This window comes from Myxococcus sp. MxC21-1 (assembly GCF_032612255.1).
GTDB classification, from domain to species: Bacteria; Myxococcota; Myxococcia; order Myxococcales; family Myxococcaceae; genus Myxococcus; species Myxococcus virescens.
The window spans coordinates 6510453-6527595 of the sequence record NZ_CP123278.1 but is presented as its reverse complement, the minus strand read 5'-3'; the positions used below and the strand labels follow the sequence as shown (position 1 = coordinate 6527595).

The 17143-nt window shown below is 70.9% G+C and carries 6 protein-coding genes, 1 tRNA gene and 7 pseudogenes; 8 read left to right on the top strand and 6 right to left on the bottom strand.

Annotated elements, in window-relative coordinates; translation table 11 throughout:
* Nucleotides 1-149: 149 nt before the first annotated feature.
* A pseudogene (locus QEG98_RS28890) lies at nucleotides 150-1075 on the bottom strand (GDP-mannose 4,6-dehydratase).
* Nucleotides 1076-2050 carry a GDP-mannose 4,6-dehydratase gene (gene gmd / locus QEG98_RS28885; protein WP_011555292.1) on the bottom strand — a complete coding sequence of 325 codons (975 nt, stop codon included), beginning with the start codon at nucleotides 2048-2050 and terminating at the stop codon, nucleotides 1076-1078.
* A gap of 142 nt (nucleotides 2051-2192) precedes the next feature.
* On the opposite strand from gmd, the pseudogene QEG98_RS28880 reads away from it, so the two are divergent.
* The 4 genes and pseudogenes from QEG98_RS28880 to QEG98_RS28865 all read left to right on the top strand — a co-directional run.
* Nucleotides 2193-3260, top strand: a pseudogene (locus QEG98_RS28880) (phytase); the annotation flags it as partial.
* Between the two features lie 116 nt (nucleotides 3261-3376).
* Nucleotides 3377-3442, top strand: a complete 66-nt coding sequence (locus QEG98_RS28875) for an MYXO-CTERM sorting domain-containing protein (RefSeq protein WP_316567979.1) — start codon at nucleotides 3377-3379, stop codon at nucleotides 3440-3442.
* A 45-nt stretch (nucleotides 3443-3487) separates the two neighbouring features.
* Nucleotides 3488-5273, top strand: a pseudogene (locus QEG98_RS28870) (bifunctional metallophosphatase/5'-nucleotidase).
* Between the two features lie 221 nt (nucleotides 5274-5494).
* The gene (locus QEG98_RS28865; protein WP_316563600.1) at nucleotides 5495-5893 is read left to right on the top strand and encodes a hypothetical protein; all 399 of its coding nucleotides are present in this window, start codon (nucleotides 5495-5497) and stop codon (nucleotides 5891-5893) included.
* 74 nt (nucleotides 5894-5967) lie between these two features.
* On the opposite strand, the pseudogene QEG98_RS28860 reads toward QEG98_RS28865, so the two are convergent.
* The 4 genes and pseudogenes from QEG98_RS28860 to QEG98_RS28845 form a co-directional block, all read right to left on the bottom strand.
* Nucleotides 5968-8741, bottom strand: a pseudogene (locus QEG98_RS28860) (Hsp70 family protein).
* A gap of 25 nt (nucleotides 8742-8766) precedes the next feature.
* A complete protein-coding gene (locus QEG98_RS28855) occupies nucleotides 8767-10629 on the bottom strand; it encodes an Hsp70 family protein (protein ID WP_316563599.1) in 1863 nt (620 codons plus the stop codon).
* 61 nt (nucleotides 10630-10690) lie between these two features.
* A complete protein-coding gene (locus QEG98_RS28850; RefSeq protein WP_316563598.1) occupies nucleotides 10691-11317 on the bottom strand; it encodes a DUF2760 domain-containing protein in 627 nt (208 codons plus the stop codon).
* 106 nt (nucleotides 11318-11423) lie between these two features.
* A tRNA-Ala gene (locus QEG98_RS28845) sits at nucleotides 11424-11499 on the bottom strand.
* 193 nt (nucleotides 11500-11692) lie between these two features.
* Between QEG98_RS28845 and QEG98_RS28840 the strand changes: the two are divergent.
* From QEG98_RS28840 to QEG98_RS28825, 4 genes and pseudogenes are all read left to right on the top strand, one after another.
* Nucleotides 11693-14054 (top strand): annotated as a pseudogene (locus QEG98_RS28840) (tetratricopeptide repeat protein).
* Nucleotides 14055-14383: 329 nt separating this feature from the next.
* A pseudogene (gene cyoE, locus QEG98_RS28835) lies at nucleotides 14384-15267 on the top strand (heme o synthase).
* 29 nt (nucleotides 15268-15296) lie between these two features.
* Nucleotides 15297-16289: an ATP-binding cassette domain-containing protein gene (locus QEG98_RS28830; protein WP_090489978.1), complete on the top strand. Its 993-nt coding sequence runs from the start codon at nucleotides 15297-15299 to the stop codon at nucleotides 16287-16289.
* Nucleotides 16286-17142 (top strand): annotated as a pseudogene (locus QEG98_RS28825) (ABC transporter permease). Before QEG98_RS28830 ends, QEG98_RS28825 begins: the two are co-directional and overlap by 4 nt.
* Nucleotide 17143: the final 1 nt, after the last annotated feature.

Sequence of the window (17143 nt, the reverse complement as noted above, 5' to 3'; positions counted from 1 at the left end):
CGCCTGACGCGTCACCTCGTCATGGGGCCGTCCACTTCGGAATCGCGGGCCCGCGACGCCAGTCCTCTCGAAGCTGGCGAGGCATCGGTCGCCCGGCCGAGCCTCCGACGCGCGCGCGTCCTTGGGGACACGCGCGCGCCTTCGCTTGCTCACGCCGCGCCGGGCACGCGGGGGCCGAGCACATCGCGCAGCGCGTCCGCCACGGTCAGCTTCGGGACCCAACCCAGCGCCTTCAGCTTGTCGGGAGCGCCGACGAGGCTGGGGATGTCGGAGGGGCGCAGGCGCGCGGGGTCCAGCTCGATGCGCGCGCTGACACCCGCCAGCGACAGCATCTCCTCCAGCAGGCTGCGGATGGTGCGGCCCTCACCGCTGCCGATGTTGTACGCCTGCCCCGGCTCACCCTTGTCGAGCAGCAGCCGGTAGGCCTCCACTACGTCGCGGACGTGGGAGAAGTCGCGCACCGCATCCAGGTTGCCCGTGCGCAGCACCGGGTCCACCGTGCCCAGCCCGATGGCGCGAATCTGCGCCGCGAACGAGGGCACCACGAAGGTGGGGTCCTGCCCCGCGCCCAGGTGGTTGAAGGGCCGCGCCATGACGACCTCCAGCCCGTAGCTGCGGTGGAACTGCACCGCGGCCAGCTCCGCTGCAGACTTGGAGGCCGCGTAGGGGCTCAGGGGCACCGCGGGGTGTCCTCGGTGGCGCGCGTGCCTTCGGGCACCGGGCCGTACACCTCGCCGGAGCCCACCAGCACCACACGCGCCTTCGGGACGCTCTCGCGCACCGCGGTGAGCAGGTGCACCACGCCCATGGTGTTCACCGCGAACACCCGGGAAGGGTTGTGGTGGCTCTTCGCGACCGAGCTGAAGCCCGCCAGGTGAATGATGCCCTCGGGCTTCACCTCGGCCACCGCCGCCTTCACCGAGGCTTCGGTGGCCACGTCGAAGTGCAGGGCGTTGCTGTTGATGCCCTCACCGCGCGGCCCGTGGGCCTCCACCACCTCGTCGCCAGCGGCGCGCAGCAGGGCGCACAAGTGCCGGCCGACGAAGCCATCCGCGCCTGTTACCAGAATGCGCATCTACCGCTGCCCCGCCTTCACGCGCTCCAGGTCCGCGTCCACCATCATCTCCACCAGCTCCTTGAAGCGGACCTTGGGCTCCCAGCCCAGCTTCGTCTTCGCCTTGGCCGGGTCCCCGATGAGCAGGTCCACCTCGGCGGGGCGCACGAAGGCCGGGTCGATGAAGACGTGCTTCTCCCAGTCCAGGCCCACGCGCGCGAAGGCAATCTCCACCAGCTCGCGCACGGTGTGTGTCTCGTTGGTGGCCACCACGTAGTCCTCGGCCTGCGGCTGCTGGAGCATCCGCCACATGGCGTCCACGTAGTCGCCCGCGAAGCCCCAGTCGCGCTTGGCGTCCAGGTTGCCCATGGGCAGCTTCTCCTGGAGGCCCAGCTTGATGCGCGCCACGTTGTAGGTGACCTTGCGCGTGACGAACTCCAGGCCCCGGCGCGGCGACTCGTGGTTGAAGAGGATGCCGCTCACCGCGAACAGGTTGAAGGACTCGCGGTAGTTCACCGTGATGTGGTGGCCGTAGGCCTTGGCCACACCGTACGGGCTGCGCGGATAGAAGGGCGTGTCCTCCGTCTGCGGAACCTCCAGCACCTTGCCGAACATCTCGCTGGACGAGGCCTGGTAGAAGCGCGCCTCCGGGCGGGTGTGGCGGATGGCCTCCAGCATCTTCGTCACGCCCAGCGCGGTGAACTCACCCGTGAGCACCGGCTGGTTCCAGCTGGTGGGGACGAAGGACTGCGCCGCCAGATTGTAGACCTCGTCGGGCTTCGTCAGGTTGAGCAACGCCGCGAGCGAGAACTGGTCCAGCAAGTCGCCCTGGTGGAGCTGAATCTTCCCGTGCAGGTGCTGGATGCGCTCGAACTTCTCTTCCGACGAGCGGCGCACCATGCCGTGCACCTCGTAGCCCTTCGAAAGGAGCAGCTCCGCGAGATAGCTGCCGTCCTGCCCCGTGATGCCCGTAATGAGTGCGCGCTTGGTCGCCATGTTCTTTTCTGTGTTGGCTGGAAGACGCACTTTCTAGCCGACGCTGTCATCCATCGCCAACCGTTCCCGGCCGCTTCCTACTTGAAAGCCTGACGCCTCGTGCCAAGTTAGGGCGCTCCCATCGCTCAATCTGGAGGCGGTCATGCGCAACCCAACCCCCCTGGCCCTGGCGGCGTTGCTCCTGGGCACTCCGGTGTCCGCGCAGGTCGTCGTGTCGCCGACAGCGCAGTCCGAGCCCGCCCCGTCCATCACCGGCGGAGTGCTCCAGGACGTGGCCCTCTGGGTGAGTCCCGGCGCCCCCAGCAGCAGCTTGTTCCTCACCGCCTACAACAGCCCCAACTCGGGCCTCGTCACCTTTGGCCTGGGGGGCGAGCAACTGGATGCGGAGCTCGCGGATGGCCCGATGTCGGCCGTGGCCGTGCGGGACGGCTTCCCGCTGTCCGGGGTGCAGCAGACCCTGGTGGTGGCGGCCAGCATCAACTTCAACGGGCTGGCGGCCTACACGGTGGACCCCGACCGCGCGGACCGGGTGGAGCGGATTGGCGCCGCGGGCTTCCTGACGGGGACGCAGTTCTCCGCCGTGGCGCTCTATCAGAACGAGGACTCGGGCCGGTTCTATGTGTTCGCCGGCACGTCCACGGGTGTGCTCCAGCAGTACGAACTGGCCGGAGACACGGGGCGCGTGACGGCCACCCTGGTTCGCACGCTGACCACGACGGGGCCCATCGCGGGTCTGGCCGTGGACGAGGCGTCCGACTCCCTGTTCGTCACCCAGCAGGGGCAGGGCCTGTGGCGCTATCCGGCGGCCGCGGACGCGGGCGTCACTGGAGAGCAGCTCTCCATCCAGGGTTCAGGCGGGCTCTCCGCCAATGTGGGCCGGGTCGCGCTGTACCGTGCGCGCAATGGCGAAGGATACATCCTGGTCGCGGACACGGGCGCGGATGCGTTCGCCGTCTATGAGCGGCGCGCGAGGACCCTCGTGGGCTCGTTCCGGCTGGCGGACGCGGATGGGGGCGTCATCCGGGCGAATGACCCGGTGGCCCTCGCCGTCACCGCGTCGTCGCTGGGCACGACGTATCCCGACGGGCTCTTCGTGGGCAGTGACGCGCTCTCCAACCCGCAGCGCTTCCTGTACGCGCGCTGGCCGGCGGTCGCCGAGGCCTTCGACCCCGCGCTGCGAATCGACACGCGGTTCGATTCGGACGGGGGGACGGACGGGGGCACGGACGGTGGCCCGGGGGACGGAGGTGGCTCCGGGGGCCGGGGCCCGCGCCAAGCCCGGGCAATCCTCCCGACGAGTCGGGCTGCTCGTGTGCTTCGGCCTCCGTGCCGGCCACCGCTGCGTTCGCGTTGCTCGCCCTGGTGCGGGTGGGGCGTCGCCGTCGCGACTGAAGCGCGTTGCCAGCGGGCGCGCGCCGCGCTGAAGTGCGCGCCCTCATGCGTTTCTCTCGACTCATCGCCCTCGCGTTGGCGTGCGGGGCCACCACCGCGTGCTCCGGCTTCTGGACCCGCGGCGCGCCGCCGGAGCCCATCCGCATCACCCTGGTGGGCATCAACGACTTCCACGGACAGGTGGAGCCCCATCGCACGCCACTGAAGGACGGCCAGGTGGTGGAGGAGGGCGGCGCCGCCACGCTCGCGGCCTACGTTGCGCTGCTGCGCGCGGCCAACCCGGGCGGCGTGGTGCTGCTGGACGCGGGCGACATGTTCCAGGGCACGTTGCCTTCCAACCTCACGGAAGGGGCCGTCGTCATCGACGTGTACAACCACCTGGGGGTGGACGCGGCCGCCATTGGCAACCACGAGTTCGACTATGGCCCCGTGGGGCCGGGTTCCATGGCGTTGCGGCCCGGGGATGACGCGCTGGGTGCGCTCAAGGCGCGCATCGGCCGGCGCGCTTCCCCATGTTGTCGGCGAACCTCCGCGAGGCCTCCACCGGCGCGCGCCCCGCCTGGACGGGCAATGACGGCACGTACCTGATGAAGGTCAAGGGCGTGAAGGTGGGCATCATCGGGCTCTCCACGGAGGACACCCCCAAGGTCACCAATCCCGCCAACGTGTCGTCCCTGCGCTTCCTGCCCCTGGCGCCCGCCGCGCTGGAAGCATCCCGTTCCCTGCGCGCGCGCGGCGCGGAGGTGGTGGTGGTGGTGGCGCATGCGGGAGGCAAGTGCGCGGACTTGAGCAACCCCCGCGACACGTCGAGCTGCGACGAGGGCGACGCGGAGATTCTGTCGATGCTGAAGCTCCTGCCGCCTGGCACGGTCGACGCCATCGTGGCGGGACACACCCACCAGACGATGGGCCACTTCTTCGCCCAGGTGCCCATCATCGAGACGACGGGGCTGGCGCGCTCCCTGGGCGTGGTGGAGCTGTTCGTGGACCCGGACAGTCGCCGCATCCTGCCCCAGCGCACCCGCATCCAGGCCGCCATTCCCCTCTGTGCAAAGGTGGACGCCACCCAGGGAACATGCGACGGCCGCCGCCTGCGGAACGAGCCTCAGGTGCGCCTGGAGCCCGCGTCGTTCATGGCGGAGCCGGTGGTGCCCGACGCGCAGGTGGCGCCGCTGCTGGCGCCAGCGCTGGAGCTGGCACGGGAGGCGCAGAATCGCCAGCTGGGGCTCGTGGCGGCCACGCCCCTGACCCGCGGCTACACGGAGGAGGGCGCGCTGGGCAATCTGGTGGCGGACGTGCTGCGTGCGTCGGCCAACGCGGACGTGGGGCTGATGAACCCGGGCGGCGTCCGCGCGGACCGGCCGCGGGGCCGCTCACTTTCGGTCAGGTGTTCGAGGTGCTGCCCTTCGACAACACGGTGGCCGTGGCCACCCTGACGGGCCCCGAGCTGTCGCGGTTGCTGCACCTGGCCTATGGCAACGACATGGGCTCCGTCTTCGCCGTCTCCGGCCTCGAGGTGACGCTGGAGCGCTGCCCGGGGCCTGGGCGGTTCTCGGGAGTGGCCCTCTCCGGCGGTCAGCCGCTCGTGCTCGACCCCGGCAAGATGTACCGGGTGGCCCTCCCGGACTTTCTGGCGCGAGGTGGTGACGGGCTGGAGCCCCTCTTGAGCACCGTGCCACCGGAGCGCATCGAGATGACCCCCGTCGACGGGCTCGACTTGCGCGAGGCGCTCGTCGCCTACGGGAAAGCCCGGGGCAGCACGCTGGAGGCCCCCGACTTGGGACGTGTCCGCTACACGGGTGTAGCAGAGTGTCAGCAGGAGGCGCGCTGAGCGCGTCCCGGCTGAAAATTCGGACGACGGCTGATCCGCTGAGGGTGAACGAAAGGACTCACCCCAGGGGAAGGGCACAGAAATCGCGCCGGGGGCCGATTTTTCGGCCTGGGATCAGTTTCCAACGGGAAGCGGAGGTCCTACTCTAGTCCCTGCGAGTGTCCACTCCGAGGTGGCCCAGGGCCTGCGTGGGTGGACTCCCGTGAGCTGGAGGAACCGACATGCTCTACAAAGTGACCCCGATGATGGCGCCGCCTGCGCCTGAGAAGGCGAAGCAGCGTGAACCGGGGCAGGGCCAGCCGCGCAAGCGTCGCAAGTCCGCCGTCTACGACGCGGATGGTCAAGAGGTGCTCATCTCGCTGATGTGCATCAAGTGCAAGACGCTGAAGCCGCTGGCGCAGTTCGGCCTGCGGAAGATGGCGGATGGCGCCATCCGGAATCAGCCCTGGTGCCGCACGTGCCGCTCGGGCGCGGGCAGCAAGAAGCCCAAGGCGGGCAAGGACGCCGCCGCCGTCGCCCCGGTGGAAGAGGCGGCTCCGGTGCTCCAGGTCGTGCCGGCCGCCACGAGCCCCGAAGCGGGTGAATCCCCCGCCGAGCCTGTCGCCGCGGCGCAGGGCTGAGCCACCGTCGCCGTCCCAGCTCCCGGGGGCTGGACCTTCCAGGTCCAACTCCCGCGGGAGCATTCCTTCCAGTCCTATGACAGCCGCAGACCGGCGGGGAGCGTATCCCCGAGCGCGCGAGCCTCGTCCGCGGCTTCCAGCGCCACGACTTCGCGCACCATTCGCACCCAGGTCTCGGAGGCCTTCGCCGCCAGCAGGGCCTGGGCCGTGCGCTCGCGCAGGTCCGGGTCCAGATCGCGCGTGCGGTCGCCCGTGAGCCGCGCGAGCTGCGCCGCCGCGAAGGACGCGCCGTCAATCTTCCGCAGGTCCAGCTCCAGCAGCAGCGTGAGCCAGGCCTCGGCCGTGTCCACGTCCACCACCTTGTGGCTGCTGCCGTAAAGGGGCACGCGCGCGCCCAGCCGTCCCAGGGACCAGGCCCAGGGGCCGCCGGACTTCGCCTCGGCCTTCAGCCGCGCGGCAATCCACCGGCCCAGCTCCGCCTTGTCACCCGGTTGCAGGTGCTCCAGTGAGGCCGCGGTGCGGACCATCTCCTCCAGGCCCTCGGGCTGGATGCCCTTGAGCTTCCCTGGCGGGGGCGCGTCCGGTGGCACCTTCCGCGCCAGGTGGGGCTGGAGGTACGCGTACAGCTTCTGCTGCCGCGCCTCGTCCAGTCCGCCCGCGATGCGGCGCCACATCACCCAGAACTCCGTCCACACCGCCTTGTCCGTGTGGTGCTGCACCAGCGCGTCGAACAGGCCGAAGGTCTGCTCCGCGCGCCAGCCGTCCAGCGGGTAGCCGAAGCCCGGCCGGAGGCTGAAGCCGGTGAGGCTGTAGAAGACACGCTCGTGGTCCTCCGAGCGCCGGCGCTTGCTCGCGCCCGCGAAGAGGGTGCTCCACATCTCCCGCAGCACCGGCACGCGCCACGTCTCACGCGAGCCCAGGGCCTTCTCCAGCGTGCGCCCGAGCTGCTTCACGTCCTTGGGGCCAATGGGCAGCGGCTTGTTGCCGTAGACGCGCTCGATGTTGTCCTTGGCCTCGACGAAGCGCGCGGGCATGGACTCGGTGACGGTCAGCTCGTGCGAGCCGCCGGTGCCGCGCAGCTCGAACTCCAGGCGCCACCGCTCGTCCGCGACGTTGGACACGCAGTACAGCTCCAGCGTGCCAATCTCCGTCAGCGCCGCCTGGAGGTGCACGGGCACCTCGGCCACCTTGTTGGAGGCGCCCTTGAGCAGCGTGTGGATGGGCGGCAGCGGCTTGAGGTCCTCCGCCAGCGGCACCAAGTCCCCAGGCTTGTCGATGCGGTCGCTGGTGGTGGAGTAGAGCTGGAACTGCACCGGCCGGCCCAGGGTGAGCGAGAAGGGGCGTTCGCCCAGGTCCACCTTCTGGCCTTCCTCGAAGCCGCGGGGGATGAGGCACAGCGCGGGTTGCTCGGCGCTGTCCGCCGCGCGCTGCAGGCCCACGTAGTAGGCGCGCGCCGCGCCGCCACCAATGCGCAGGCCGTGGCCGCGCCGCACCAGCCGTAGTACGCGGCGCCCCGGGCCACCGCGAGCTCCAGCGACTCGTGCCGCAGCAGGGGATTCGCGGCGCGTTCGGCCACCAGGCGGAGAGGGCCTCTACCAGCCGCTCGGAAATCTGGGGCGAGTTGAACACACCGCCATTGAGCAGGATGGCGTCCGGCCGGGGCAGGGCGCCCTCCGTCGGCGCCGTCTCGCCCAGCGCCGCGAAGCCCGCCGCCGCGTGCTGCGCGAGGAAGGCCGCCATGTGCCGCGTCACCGCCGCGTCCTGCACGTAGGGCAGGCCCAGCTCCTGAAGCGCCATTCGCGCGGCGCGGCGTGGCCTGTCAGCGGGGGTGGTGAGGGGAAGAAGCCGTCCAGCACCAGCGCCTGCGCCTCGTCGCGCGTCAGCTCCGTGGACAACGTGCCGCCCAGCAGCTTGCTGCCGCCACTCACCAGCGACACGCCGTGCTTCTCCGGCGGGGCGAGGCCGAGCAGCGCCTCCTTCGCGGTGCGCGCGGCCTGGATGGCCTGCGTCCACTGCGTGGCGGACAGGCGGCGGCCGTCCGTGAAGAGCTTCTCCTCCACCCGGCGCGCCAGCGCGGCGTCCATGTTGTCGCCGCCCAGCATCAGGTGGTCGCCCACGGCCAGTCGCCGCAGCATGGGGCCTTCGGGCGACAGGCCCGCGTGCACCAGCGTGAAGTCCGTGGTGCCTCCGCCCACGTCCACCACCAGCACCAGCCGGACGTTGGAGAGCGTCTGCTCCAGGTCCGCCCGGTGGCGCGCGGTGTAGTCGTAGAAGGCCGCCTGGGGCTCCTCCAGCAGGGTGAACTTCTCCAGGCCGGCCTTGCGCGCCGCGCTCACCGTGAGGGCGCGGGCCGCTTCGTCGAAGGAGGCGGGGACGGTAATCACCACCTCCTGCTTCGACAGGGGCGCGTCCGGGTGCGCGTCGTCCCACGCGCGGGCCATGTGCGTCAGCAGCAGGGCGCTGGCGTCCACCGGGGACAGCTTCTGGACGTCCGCGGGAGCACCCCAGGGGAGGATGGGCGCGGAGCGGTCCACGCCCGGGTGGCACAGCCAGCTCTTGGCGCTGGCCACCAGCCGCCCCGGCACGCGCGCGCCCTGCCAGCGCGCCAGCTCGCCCACCACCCACGGGCCGCCGTCATCCCCCAGGGCAGCGTGAGCGAACCCTCCGCCAGCTCGTGGCCGGCGGGCACGTACACGGTGGAGGGCAACAGGGCCCGCGGGGCCACCTCTCCCTGACGGACGAGCTGCGGAAGGGCGAAGTCCTCCACGGGGGCACCCGCGCCCCGCGAGGGGTCCACGGATGCCACGGCGCAATGGGTGGTGCCCAGGTCGATGCCAACGATTCGCATACGCCTCCGATTGACGGATGGCTTTCTACTCCTTCATGCGGACGTTGAGTTCCAGCTTCCAGCGCCCGGGGCCATCCTTCTCCAGGCACCGGAGCTCCAGCGTCCCCACCTCCGTCACCGCCGCCTGGAGGTTGACGGGCGTCAGGTCGCTGAAGACGGAGGGCTGACCGGGCATGGTCGTCTCGATGGGGGCCAGCTCTTCCAGCCCGCCGCTGGCCAGCTCGGTGTCGACGTCCTCCAGCATGACGCCCACCTTGTCGTCGCGCCGCAGGGAAGAGGAGAAGAAGCGGAAGCGGGTGGGCTCACCCGTGACGAGCCCGAACTCCTGGGGCGGGACGTCCGCCTGCGTGCCTTCCTCCATGCCGAAGGGGGCCACGCAGAGCGCCTTCACGGGTGGCTCCATGCCGGGCACCGCGGGCATCGCCGTCTCCACGCCCACATAGTAGGCGCGGGCCGTGCCGCCGCGGATGCGCAGGCCGTGGCCCTGGCGCACCCAACCGTAATAGGCGGCGCCGCGCGCCACCGCGAGGTCCAGGTCCGCGCCCTCCAGCGCCTTGGCGGGCGCTCCGCCATCCGCCGTGAGCCAGCCGTTGAGCACCTCCATGACGCGCGCCTTCAGCGGGCCGGCCTTGAAGACGCCGCCGTTGAAGAGCACCGCCGTGGGGTGGAGGAAGGCCTTGCCGCTGACGTCCACTGGCGCGTCCGGGCTGGACGCGAGCGCCTGCGCCTGCCGGGTGAGGAAGGCGGCCAGGTGACGGGACACCCCGGCGTCCTGGGCGTAGGGCAGCGCCATCTGCGCCAGGCCGGTGCGGCGCGCGGTGCGCGGCAGCTCGGTGACGGGCGTCACGGGGAAGAAGCCGTCGGTGAGGACGCGGTCCAGCTCCTCGCGCGTCAGCTCCGTGCGCAGCGTGCCGCCGATGAGCGACGAACCCCGGCCGGGGATGGCGATGGGCGCGCGCTCCAGGGACGGGTCGGCGTAGAGCGCCTCCTTCGCCTGGCGGCAGCCATGGGTGAGGGCGTTGAACTGCCAGGCATCCAGCTTCTTGCCCTCGGCCGTCATCCGCTGGTTCAGCGTGTGCGCCAGCGCCAGGTCCATGTTGTCGCCGCCCAGCAGGATGTGGTCGCCCACGGCCACGCGGAGCAGCTCCAGGTCACCGGCGTTGTCGCGCACGGTGATGACGGAGAAGTCGGAGGTGCCGCCGCCCACGTCCACCACGAGGATGACCTCGCCGGGCTGCACCTGCTTGCGGAAGTTCTCCCCCATGGCCTCCAGCCACGCGTAGAGCGCGGCCTGGGGCTCCTCCAGGAGGGTGATGTTGGGGATGCCCGCGGCCTTGGCGGCCTCCAGCGTCAGGTCGCGCGCCGCCGCGTCGAAGGAGGCGGGGACGGTGACGATGACGTCCTGTTCGGCCAGGGCGTTGGCGGACTCCTCGCGCTCGCGGGCAAAGGTGTGGTCCCACGCGTCCTTGAGGTGGCGGAGGTAGCGCGCGGAGGCGTCCAGCGGCGACACCCGTTCCACCTCCTCGGGGGCCTGCCATGGCAGCAGCGCCGCGCGCCGGTCCACGCCGGGGTGGGACAGCCAGCTCTTGGCGGAGGACACCAGCCGGGTGGGCACCTTGGCGCCGTGCGTGCGGGCGAACTCACCCATCAGGGTGCTGGCCTCCGGCTTCCACGGCAGGGCCAGGCTGCCGGCGGGGAACTCCTGCGCGGAGGGGAGATAGAGGAAGGAGGGGAGCAGCGGGCGGGCCTCGACGGTGCCGGGCGCGGTCAACTGGGGGACGGGCAGCATGGACTGCGCGCCGCCGCGGGGCTTGCCCTCCTCCAGATTGAAGTAGGACGCCGCGGAGTGCGTAGTGCCCAGGTCGATGCCAATGGAATAGCGGGCCATATCGGACGAGAACTCCTGGAAGACGCGGGTTTGTTCGCGCGGTGAGGCCGTGGTGGCCGGCTCAGGAAAGCTCGACCTCCGCGGGAGCAAGCACGCGCGGGTCGATGGCCGGGCTGACGGTAGGCAGCTTCACCGCCGTCGTCATCCAGCCGTGGTGACGCAGGATTCCGTTGTAGGGCGGCTGGCCCGCCACGTTGCCGGTGAGGCGGATGCGCTGGGCGTCGAACCCGACGGGCACCGGCACCGAGTCCCCTTCCGACTGGGGCAGCACCCGCTCCAGCGTCAGGTAGGTCTGGGCCACCTTGCGGCAGCCCTCATGGACGATGCGCGCCGCCGCGCCCACTTCCGCGTCGGAGAAGGCGGAGACGTTCTCCTGGAGGAAGTCCACGAAGCGGCCCTCTCGCTGGAGCATGCCCAGCAAGGACAGGGCGCTGGCGTGCTCGCGCTCGGGGGGCAGGGCAGGGGGCGGCTCGGGCGCCCGGGGCGGGGGCCGGACCTCTTCCTGCTTGGGAAGTGGGGTGGGGGCGGGGCCGCCCGAAGGAAGCTGGGCGAGCTGGCCGGCGTCATAGGCCCTGCTCGTGGGCAGCACGGCCTGCGCGAACTCGCGGGACACGAGGCAGCGCCAGAAGCACAGCCAGGCGAGCCAGAAGCGGGCGAAGAACGACAGAGAGGCGGGCTGGTCGGTCATCGGCACCGGATAACAAAGCCCGGATGCTTTGCAATTCGGCAGTTCACCGGGATGCCCCAAATGCAAAGGGCCTCACGGTTTCCCGTGAGGCCCTTCGTTTGTTGCATGGTGGAGGTGGACGGGATCGAACCGACGACCTTCGCATTGCGAACGCGACGCTCTCCCAACTGAGCTACACCCCCACAACTGGACTGCTTGCTGCGCCTCCGCGGTTTGGGGCCGCCGAAGTGGGATGGGCTAGTACCGGAGGCCCTTCACCGTGTCAAGCGCAAGCTGCCAACATGGATTCCGGCGATTGACGTGTTGCGTACCGGGTGCCATAAAAACCCCTCTTGTCAGGCGTATCCTTCCCGCCCGTTTAGCTGCCCCCCGTTAATGTCTATCTCCTCTTCGAAGACGTTGAGCCCGGCCGAGCTCGCGAAGCTTGAACACGCCTTTGCTTCCGACCCTTCGTCGGCGGCCTACAAGCCTCTCGCAGAAGCGTACCTGAGCATGGGCCGCTTCATGGAGGCGATGGTCGTCTGCAAGAAGGGGGTGAAGGCCCACCCGAATGCGGCGGACCCCCGCCTCCTGCTTGCCCGCGTCTATGCGGAGCAGGGCAAGGACAAGAAGGCGCTGGAAGAGGCGCTCGGCGCCCTTCAGGTGCAGCCTGAGGACAAGGCCGCGCTGCGAATGGCCGGCGCGCTTCAGCTGAAGACCGGCGAAGCAGAGCCCGGCAAGGCGAACCTCCTCAAGGCCTACACCGCGGACCCGGGCGACCCGGACACCGTCATGCTGCTCCAGCAGCACAAGATTGAACCGCCGCGGCCCGCCGCGCCGGCTCCGGTCGCCGCGCCCGCTGCTCCGGTTGCGCCCGCGACGCCGGGTCCGTCCGCCACCCAGCAGTCCGCCGCCGCGCTCTCCAGCGTCGCGGCGACGGCGGGGACGGACGCGCCCGCGGCGAAGCCCGCTGCCACCCAGGCCGCGAAGCCCGCGCCCACCGCGCGCGCGGAGGCCTCCGCGCCGCGTCCCGCCCCTCAGCCGCGCCGGCCCCAGGTCGTCGTGGAAGAGGTGGATGAGGACGAGGACGACGAGCCGGTGTCCCGCCGCCCCCTCCTCGGGCAGCAAGGGCAGCAAGATGGTGACGTTGGGCCTGCTGGTGGCCATCCCGCTGTTCGCCATCGGCTATGGCTGGTACTCGGCCAACGCCCGCACGAAGTCCCGCGAGCTGAAGAAGAGCCTGGATGCGGCCAGCGAGCTGCTCAAGCGCGACTCCTTCGACAGCTACAAGAAGGCCGTCGAGGCGGCGGACCAGGCGCTGGAGGTGGACTCCGACTCCGCCTTGGCGCACGGCTACCTCGCCTACGCCTGGGCCATTCGTTGGGGTGAGCACGGCGGTGGTGACGATGCGCGCCGCCAGGCCGAGGAGCATCTGGCCGTGGGCAAGAAGGGCGGCGACCTCAGCTCGCACCTCATCGCGTCCGAGGCGCTCATCCAGACCTACGGCGGCAAGGGCAAGGACGCGCTGGGGCAGTTGGAGGAGAAGGTGAAGGAGCTGGACGCGCAGGGCCGCTCCAGCTCGCTGCTGTACCTCACGCTGGGCCTCATCCAGATGAACGCGGGCGATTTGGAGCGCGGCCGCGACAGCCTGGACCGCGCGCAGGTGCTGTCTCCGGATGACCCTCGCACCTACGCGAGCCTGGGCGCGGTGTACCGCCGCCTGGGGCAGGACGCCGCCGCATGGCGGAACTACGACTCCGCCCTCCGGTACGCGAAGGACCACCCGGAGTCGCTGCTGGGACGCTCCCTGCTGATGTTGGAGCAGGACTCGCCCAACTTCGAGCTGGCCCACACCATGCTCAAGAAGCTGCTGGAGTCCGACCCGCCGCCGTCTCCGCGGCAGCTGGCCGCGGCGCACCTGGCGCGCTCGCTGCTCATCAGCCGCGTGTCGACGGCCATGGTGGACCTGAAGCCGGACATGCAGCAGAAGCTGGCCGAGGCGACCGCCGTCCCCCAGGACAAGGACAAGGCCCGCTCGGAGATGCTCAAGAGTGAGGAGACCGGCTTCTCGCTCGACAAGCAGAACCCGGAGCTGCACCTCATCAAGGGCCGCCGCCTGCTGGCGGAGGGCAACTACGACGCGGCGGCGGAGGAGATTCGCAAGGCCATCCGCATGGACGCCTCGCGCGCCCAGTTCTACGTCGAGCTGGCCAAGTCGCTCATGGGCAAGCAGGGCGGCGAGAAGGATGCCGCCGAGGCGCTGCAGACGGCCCTGAAGACGATGGGCGACAGCCCGAAGCTGGTGGTGATGCTGGGCAACGCGTACCGCCGTCAGGGCAAGCTGGATGAGGCCCTGGCCCAGTACCAGCGCGCGGTGAAGGACCCGAAGGCCAAGAACCCGGAGGCCCGGCTGGCGATGGGGGCCATCTACCGCGAGCGGTCCAAGTGGGACCTGGCCCAGGAGCAGCTGGAGAAGGCGAGCCAGGAGTTCCTGGGGCAGTCGGACCGCGCGGCCATCGCGCTCACCGAGCTGGGACGCGTGTTCCAGAGCAAGGGCGACACGGCGAAGGCGGACGAGACCTACCAGCGCGCCCTCAACGCGGACGAGGCGTACTCGCCGGCCTACTACTTCTACGCCACGCTGCTCTCGAAGGACTCGAAGCAGGGGGCGAAGGCGAAGATGCTGGCCCAGGAGTACTTGAAGCGCGACCCGAGCGGCGAGCACGCGTCCGCGGCCCGTTCGCTGGCGGGCGGCTGAAACACCACGGCGGCCTTCCAGGCGCCGGACAAGCGGGGCTGATGCGCGCGGGCAGTTGAACGCGCGGTCAGCCCCGTTGTCGTGGTTGCTGCCCCCGCGCCCTGACGCTATGCCCGGGGCGTTTGTCTTCCCCCGACGTGCCTGGGTGGGTGGCGGGAGTCCGGTGTCGCCCTGGTGTCGCCCTGGTGTCTCACGGGGGCCAGCCGGGCATCCGTCCGCCGGAGTCTCCCGGGGGCGCCGTGTCCTTGCCCACCCCGGGGTGGTGCCTGTATGGGGAAGGCCGTTACCGCGCCGGCAGCGTGTCTGTCGTGCCTACCTCTGGAGTCTGTGTGAACGCGCGTGCCGAGTCCTTGCCGACAATCGCGTCCGACCTGATCTCCCTCACCAAGCCGCGCCTCTCCTCCCTGGTGCTCGTCACCGCGGCGGGGGCATGTGGCTGGCGCCCGGCCACATGGGCGCCGTCAACGCGCTGGTGACGCTGCTGGCCACGGCGGGAACCGTGGGCGCGGCCAATGCCCTCAACTGCTACTGGGAGCGGCACAGCGACCAGTTCATGGACCGCACCCGCAACCGGCCGCTGCCCTCCGGGCGCATGGAGCCGGCGGTGGCGCTGTGGTTCGGCATCTCCCTGGCGGCCGTGTCGATTCCGGCGCTGGCCCTAGGCGCCAACGTGCTCACCGCCGCGCTGGGGCTGGTGGCGCTGCTGAGCTATGTGCTGGCCTACACGCCGCTGAAGGCGCGCACGTCCGCGGCCATGCTGGTGGGCGGGGTGCCCGGCGCGCTGCCTCCGCTCATGGGCTGGACGGCGGTGACCAACCAGATGGACGTGGGGGGCTTCTCGCTCTTCGCCATCATGTTCCTCTGGCAGATGCCGCACTTCATCGCCATCGCGCTCTTCCGCAAGGAGGAGTACCGGGCGGCGGGCCTCACGTCGGTGCCCCTGGAGCGGGGTGACGAGTCCAGCCGGGCGCAGGTGGTGCTCTACCTGGTGGCGCTGATTCCGATGACGCTCCTGCCCTTCCAGCTCCACATCGCCGGCGCGTGGTACCTGGCCGCGGCGGTGCTCCTGGGGCTGAGCTTCCTCGGGCTGGGGGCGTGGGGCTTCTTCCGGCGGCTGGGAAACACCTGGGCCCGCCAGACGTTCTTCTTCTCACTCATCTACCTCACCGGCCTGTTCGCCGCGCTGGCGCTGGACCGAGTTCCTCGCGAATAGCGTCCGGGGCGAACGGGGGACGCCCGCTCATGCCCGAAGTCCTGCTTTCCACTGCCACCTCTCAACCGCTGCTCCAGTTGGAGGGGCTCACGCGTCGCTTCAAGGGGCGCACGGCCGTGGACGGCCTGTCCTTGTCGGTGCGGCCGGGGGAGATTCTGGGCCTGCTGGGCCCCAACGGTGCGGGCAAGTCCACCACGTTCCAGGTGCTGGCCGGGCTGCTGTCCCCCGATGCGGGCCTCGTTCGCTTCGAGGGCCGGGAGCTGTCGCTGAGCGACCCGTCGCTGCGCCGGCAGATGGGCATCATCTTCCAGCGCAGCAGCCTGGATGACCTGCTGACCGCGCGGGAGAACCTGATGCTCGGCGCCCGGCTGTATGGCCTGGGCGGAGAGCGGGCCCGCGAACGGGTGGAGGCGATGCTGTCGCTCATCGGCCTGGCCGACCGTGGCGACGAACGGGTGTCCACGTGGTCCGGTGGCATGCGCCGGCGCCTGGAGCTGGCGCGGGCCCTGGTGCACCAGCCGCGCGTCCTGCTCATGGACGAGCCCACACAGGGCCTGGACGAGGCGGCCTTCCGTACCTTCTGGGCGCACCTGAAGCGCCTGCGCGACAGCGAGGGCCTCACGGTGCTGCTCACCACGCACCGCGCGGACGAGGCCGACGTCTGCGACCGGCTGGCGGTGTTGGACGCGGGCAAGCTGGTGGCGTGTGACACGCCGCAGGCGCTGGCCTCTCGCATGGGCGGGGACATCCTCTCCGTGGAGGCGCCCGAGCCGGAGGCGCTGGCGGCTGAGCTGCGCGAGCGGCTGGGGCTGGACGCGAAGGTGGTGGAGGGGCGGGTGCAGGTGGAGGCGCCGCAGGGGCACGCGCTGGTGCCCCGGTTGGTGGAGGCCTTCCCCGCCGGGCGGCTGACCTCCGTGGCGCTGCGCCGGCCCACGCTGGCGGACGTGTTCCTCCAATTGACGGGGCGCGCGCTGGGCGCGGACGTGCCCACCGCTGAACCCGCGCCGAGGAGACGTCGATGAGCGCCGAACTGTCCGCCGCCCCCGAACCGATGAACGCCGGGGCTCCGGCCGTGTCGTCGCCGCCCGGAACGCTCGCGCTCCAGTGGGCGACGGTGCGGGTGCTGATGATGCGCGACATCGTCCGCTTCTTCCGCCAGCCCTCCCGGGTGGTGGGGGCGCTCGCGCAGCCCGTCCTCTTCTGGTTCGTCATCGGCTCCGGCTTCGCGGGCTCCTTCCGCGTGGAGGGCGCGCAGGGCCTGGGCTACCAGCAGTTCTTCTTCCCGGGCGTCGTCACCATGGTGCTGTTGTTCAGCGCCATCTTCGCGACGATTACCGTCATCGAGGACCGCAAGGAGGGCTTCCTCCAGGCGGTCCTCGCCGGGCCGGGCTCGCGGCTGGCGGTGGTGCTGGGCAAGGCGCTGGGCTCGTCCGCCATCGCGCTGCTGCAGGCGTCGCTGTTCCTGTTGCTGGCGCCGCTGGCGGGTGTGAGCGCGGCCACGCTGAACGTGCCGCTGCTGCTGTCCGTCATGGTGCTGTCGGCGCTGGCGCTGACGGGCATGGGCATGTCGCTGGCGTGGTGGGTGCGCTCCAGTGCGGGCTACCACGCGGTGATGAGCATCGTCATGCTGCCCATGTGGGTGCTGTCCGGCGCCGTGTTCCCGCTCAAGGGCGCGGACACCGGCTGGCCTGGGTGATGCGGCTCAACCCGATGCGCTACTCCGTGGAGGGCGTGCGGCGGGCGCTGCACGGCGCGGAGGCGTCGGTGGCGCTAGGCGCGTCGTCGTCCTCGGCGGGGTTGGAAGTGCCGGTGCTGGTGGCGTTCGCCGCGGTGTTCATCGGGCTGGCGGCCTTCAGCGTCAGCCGCCGGGAGTAGA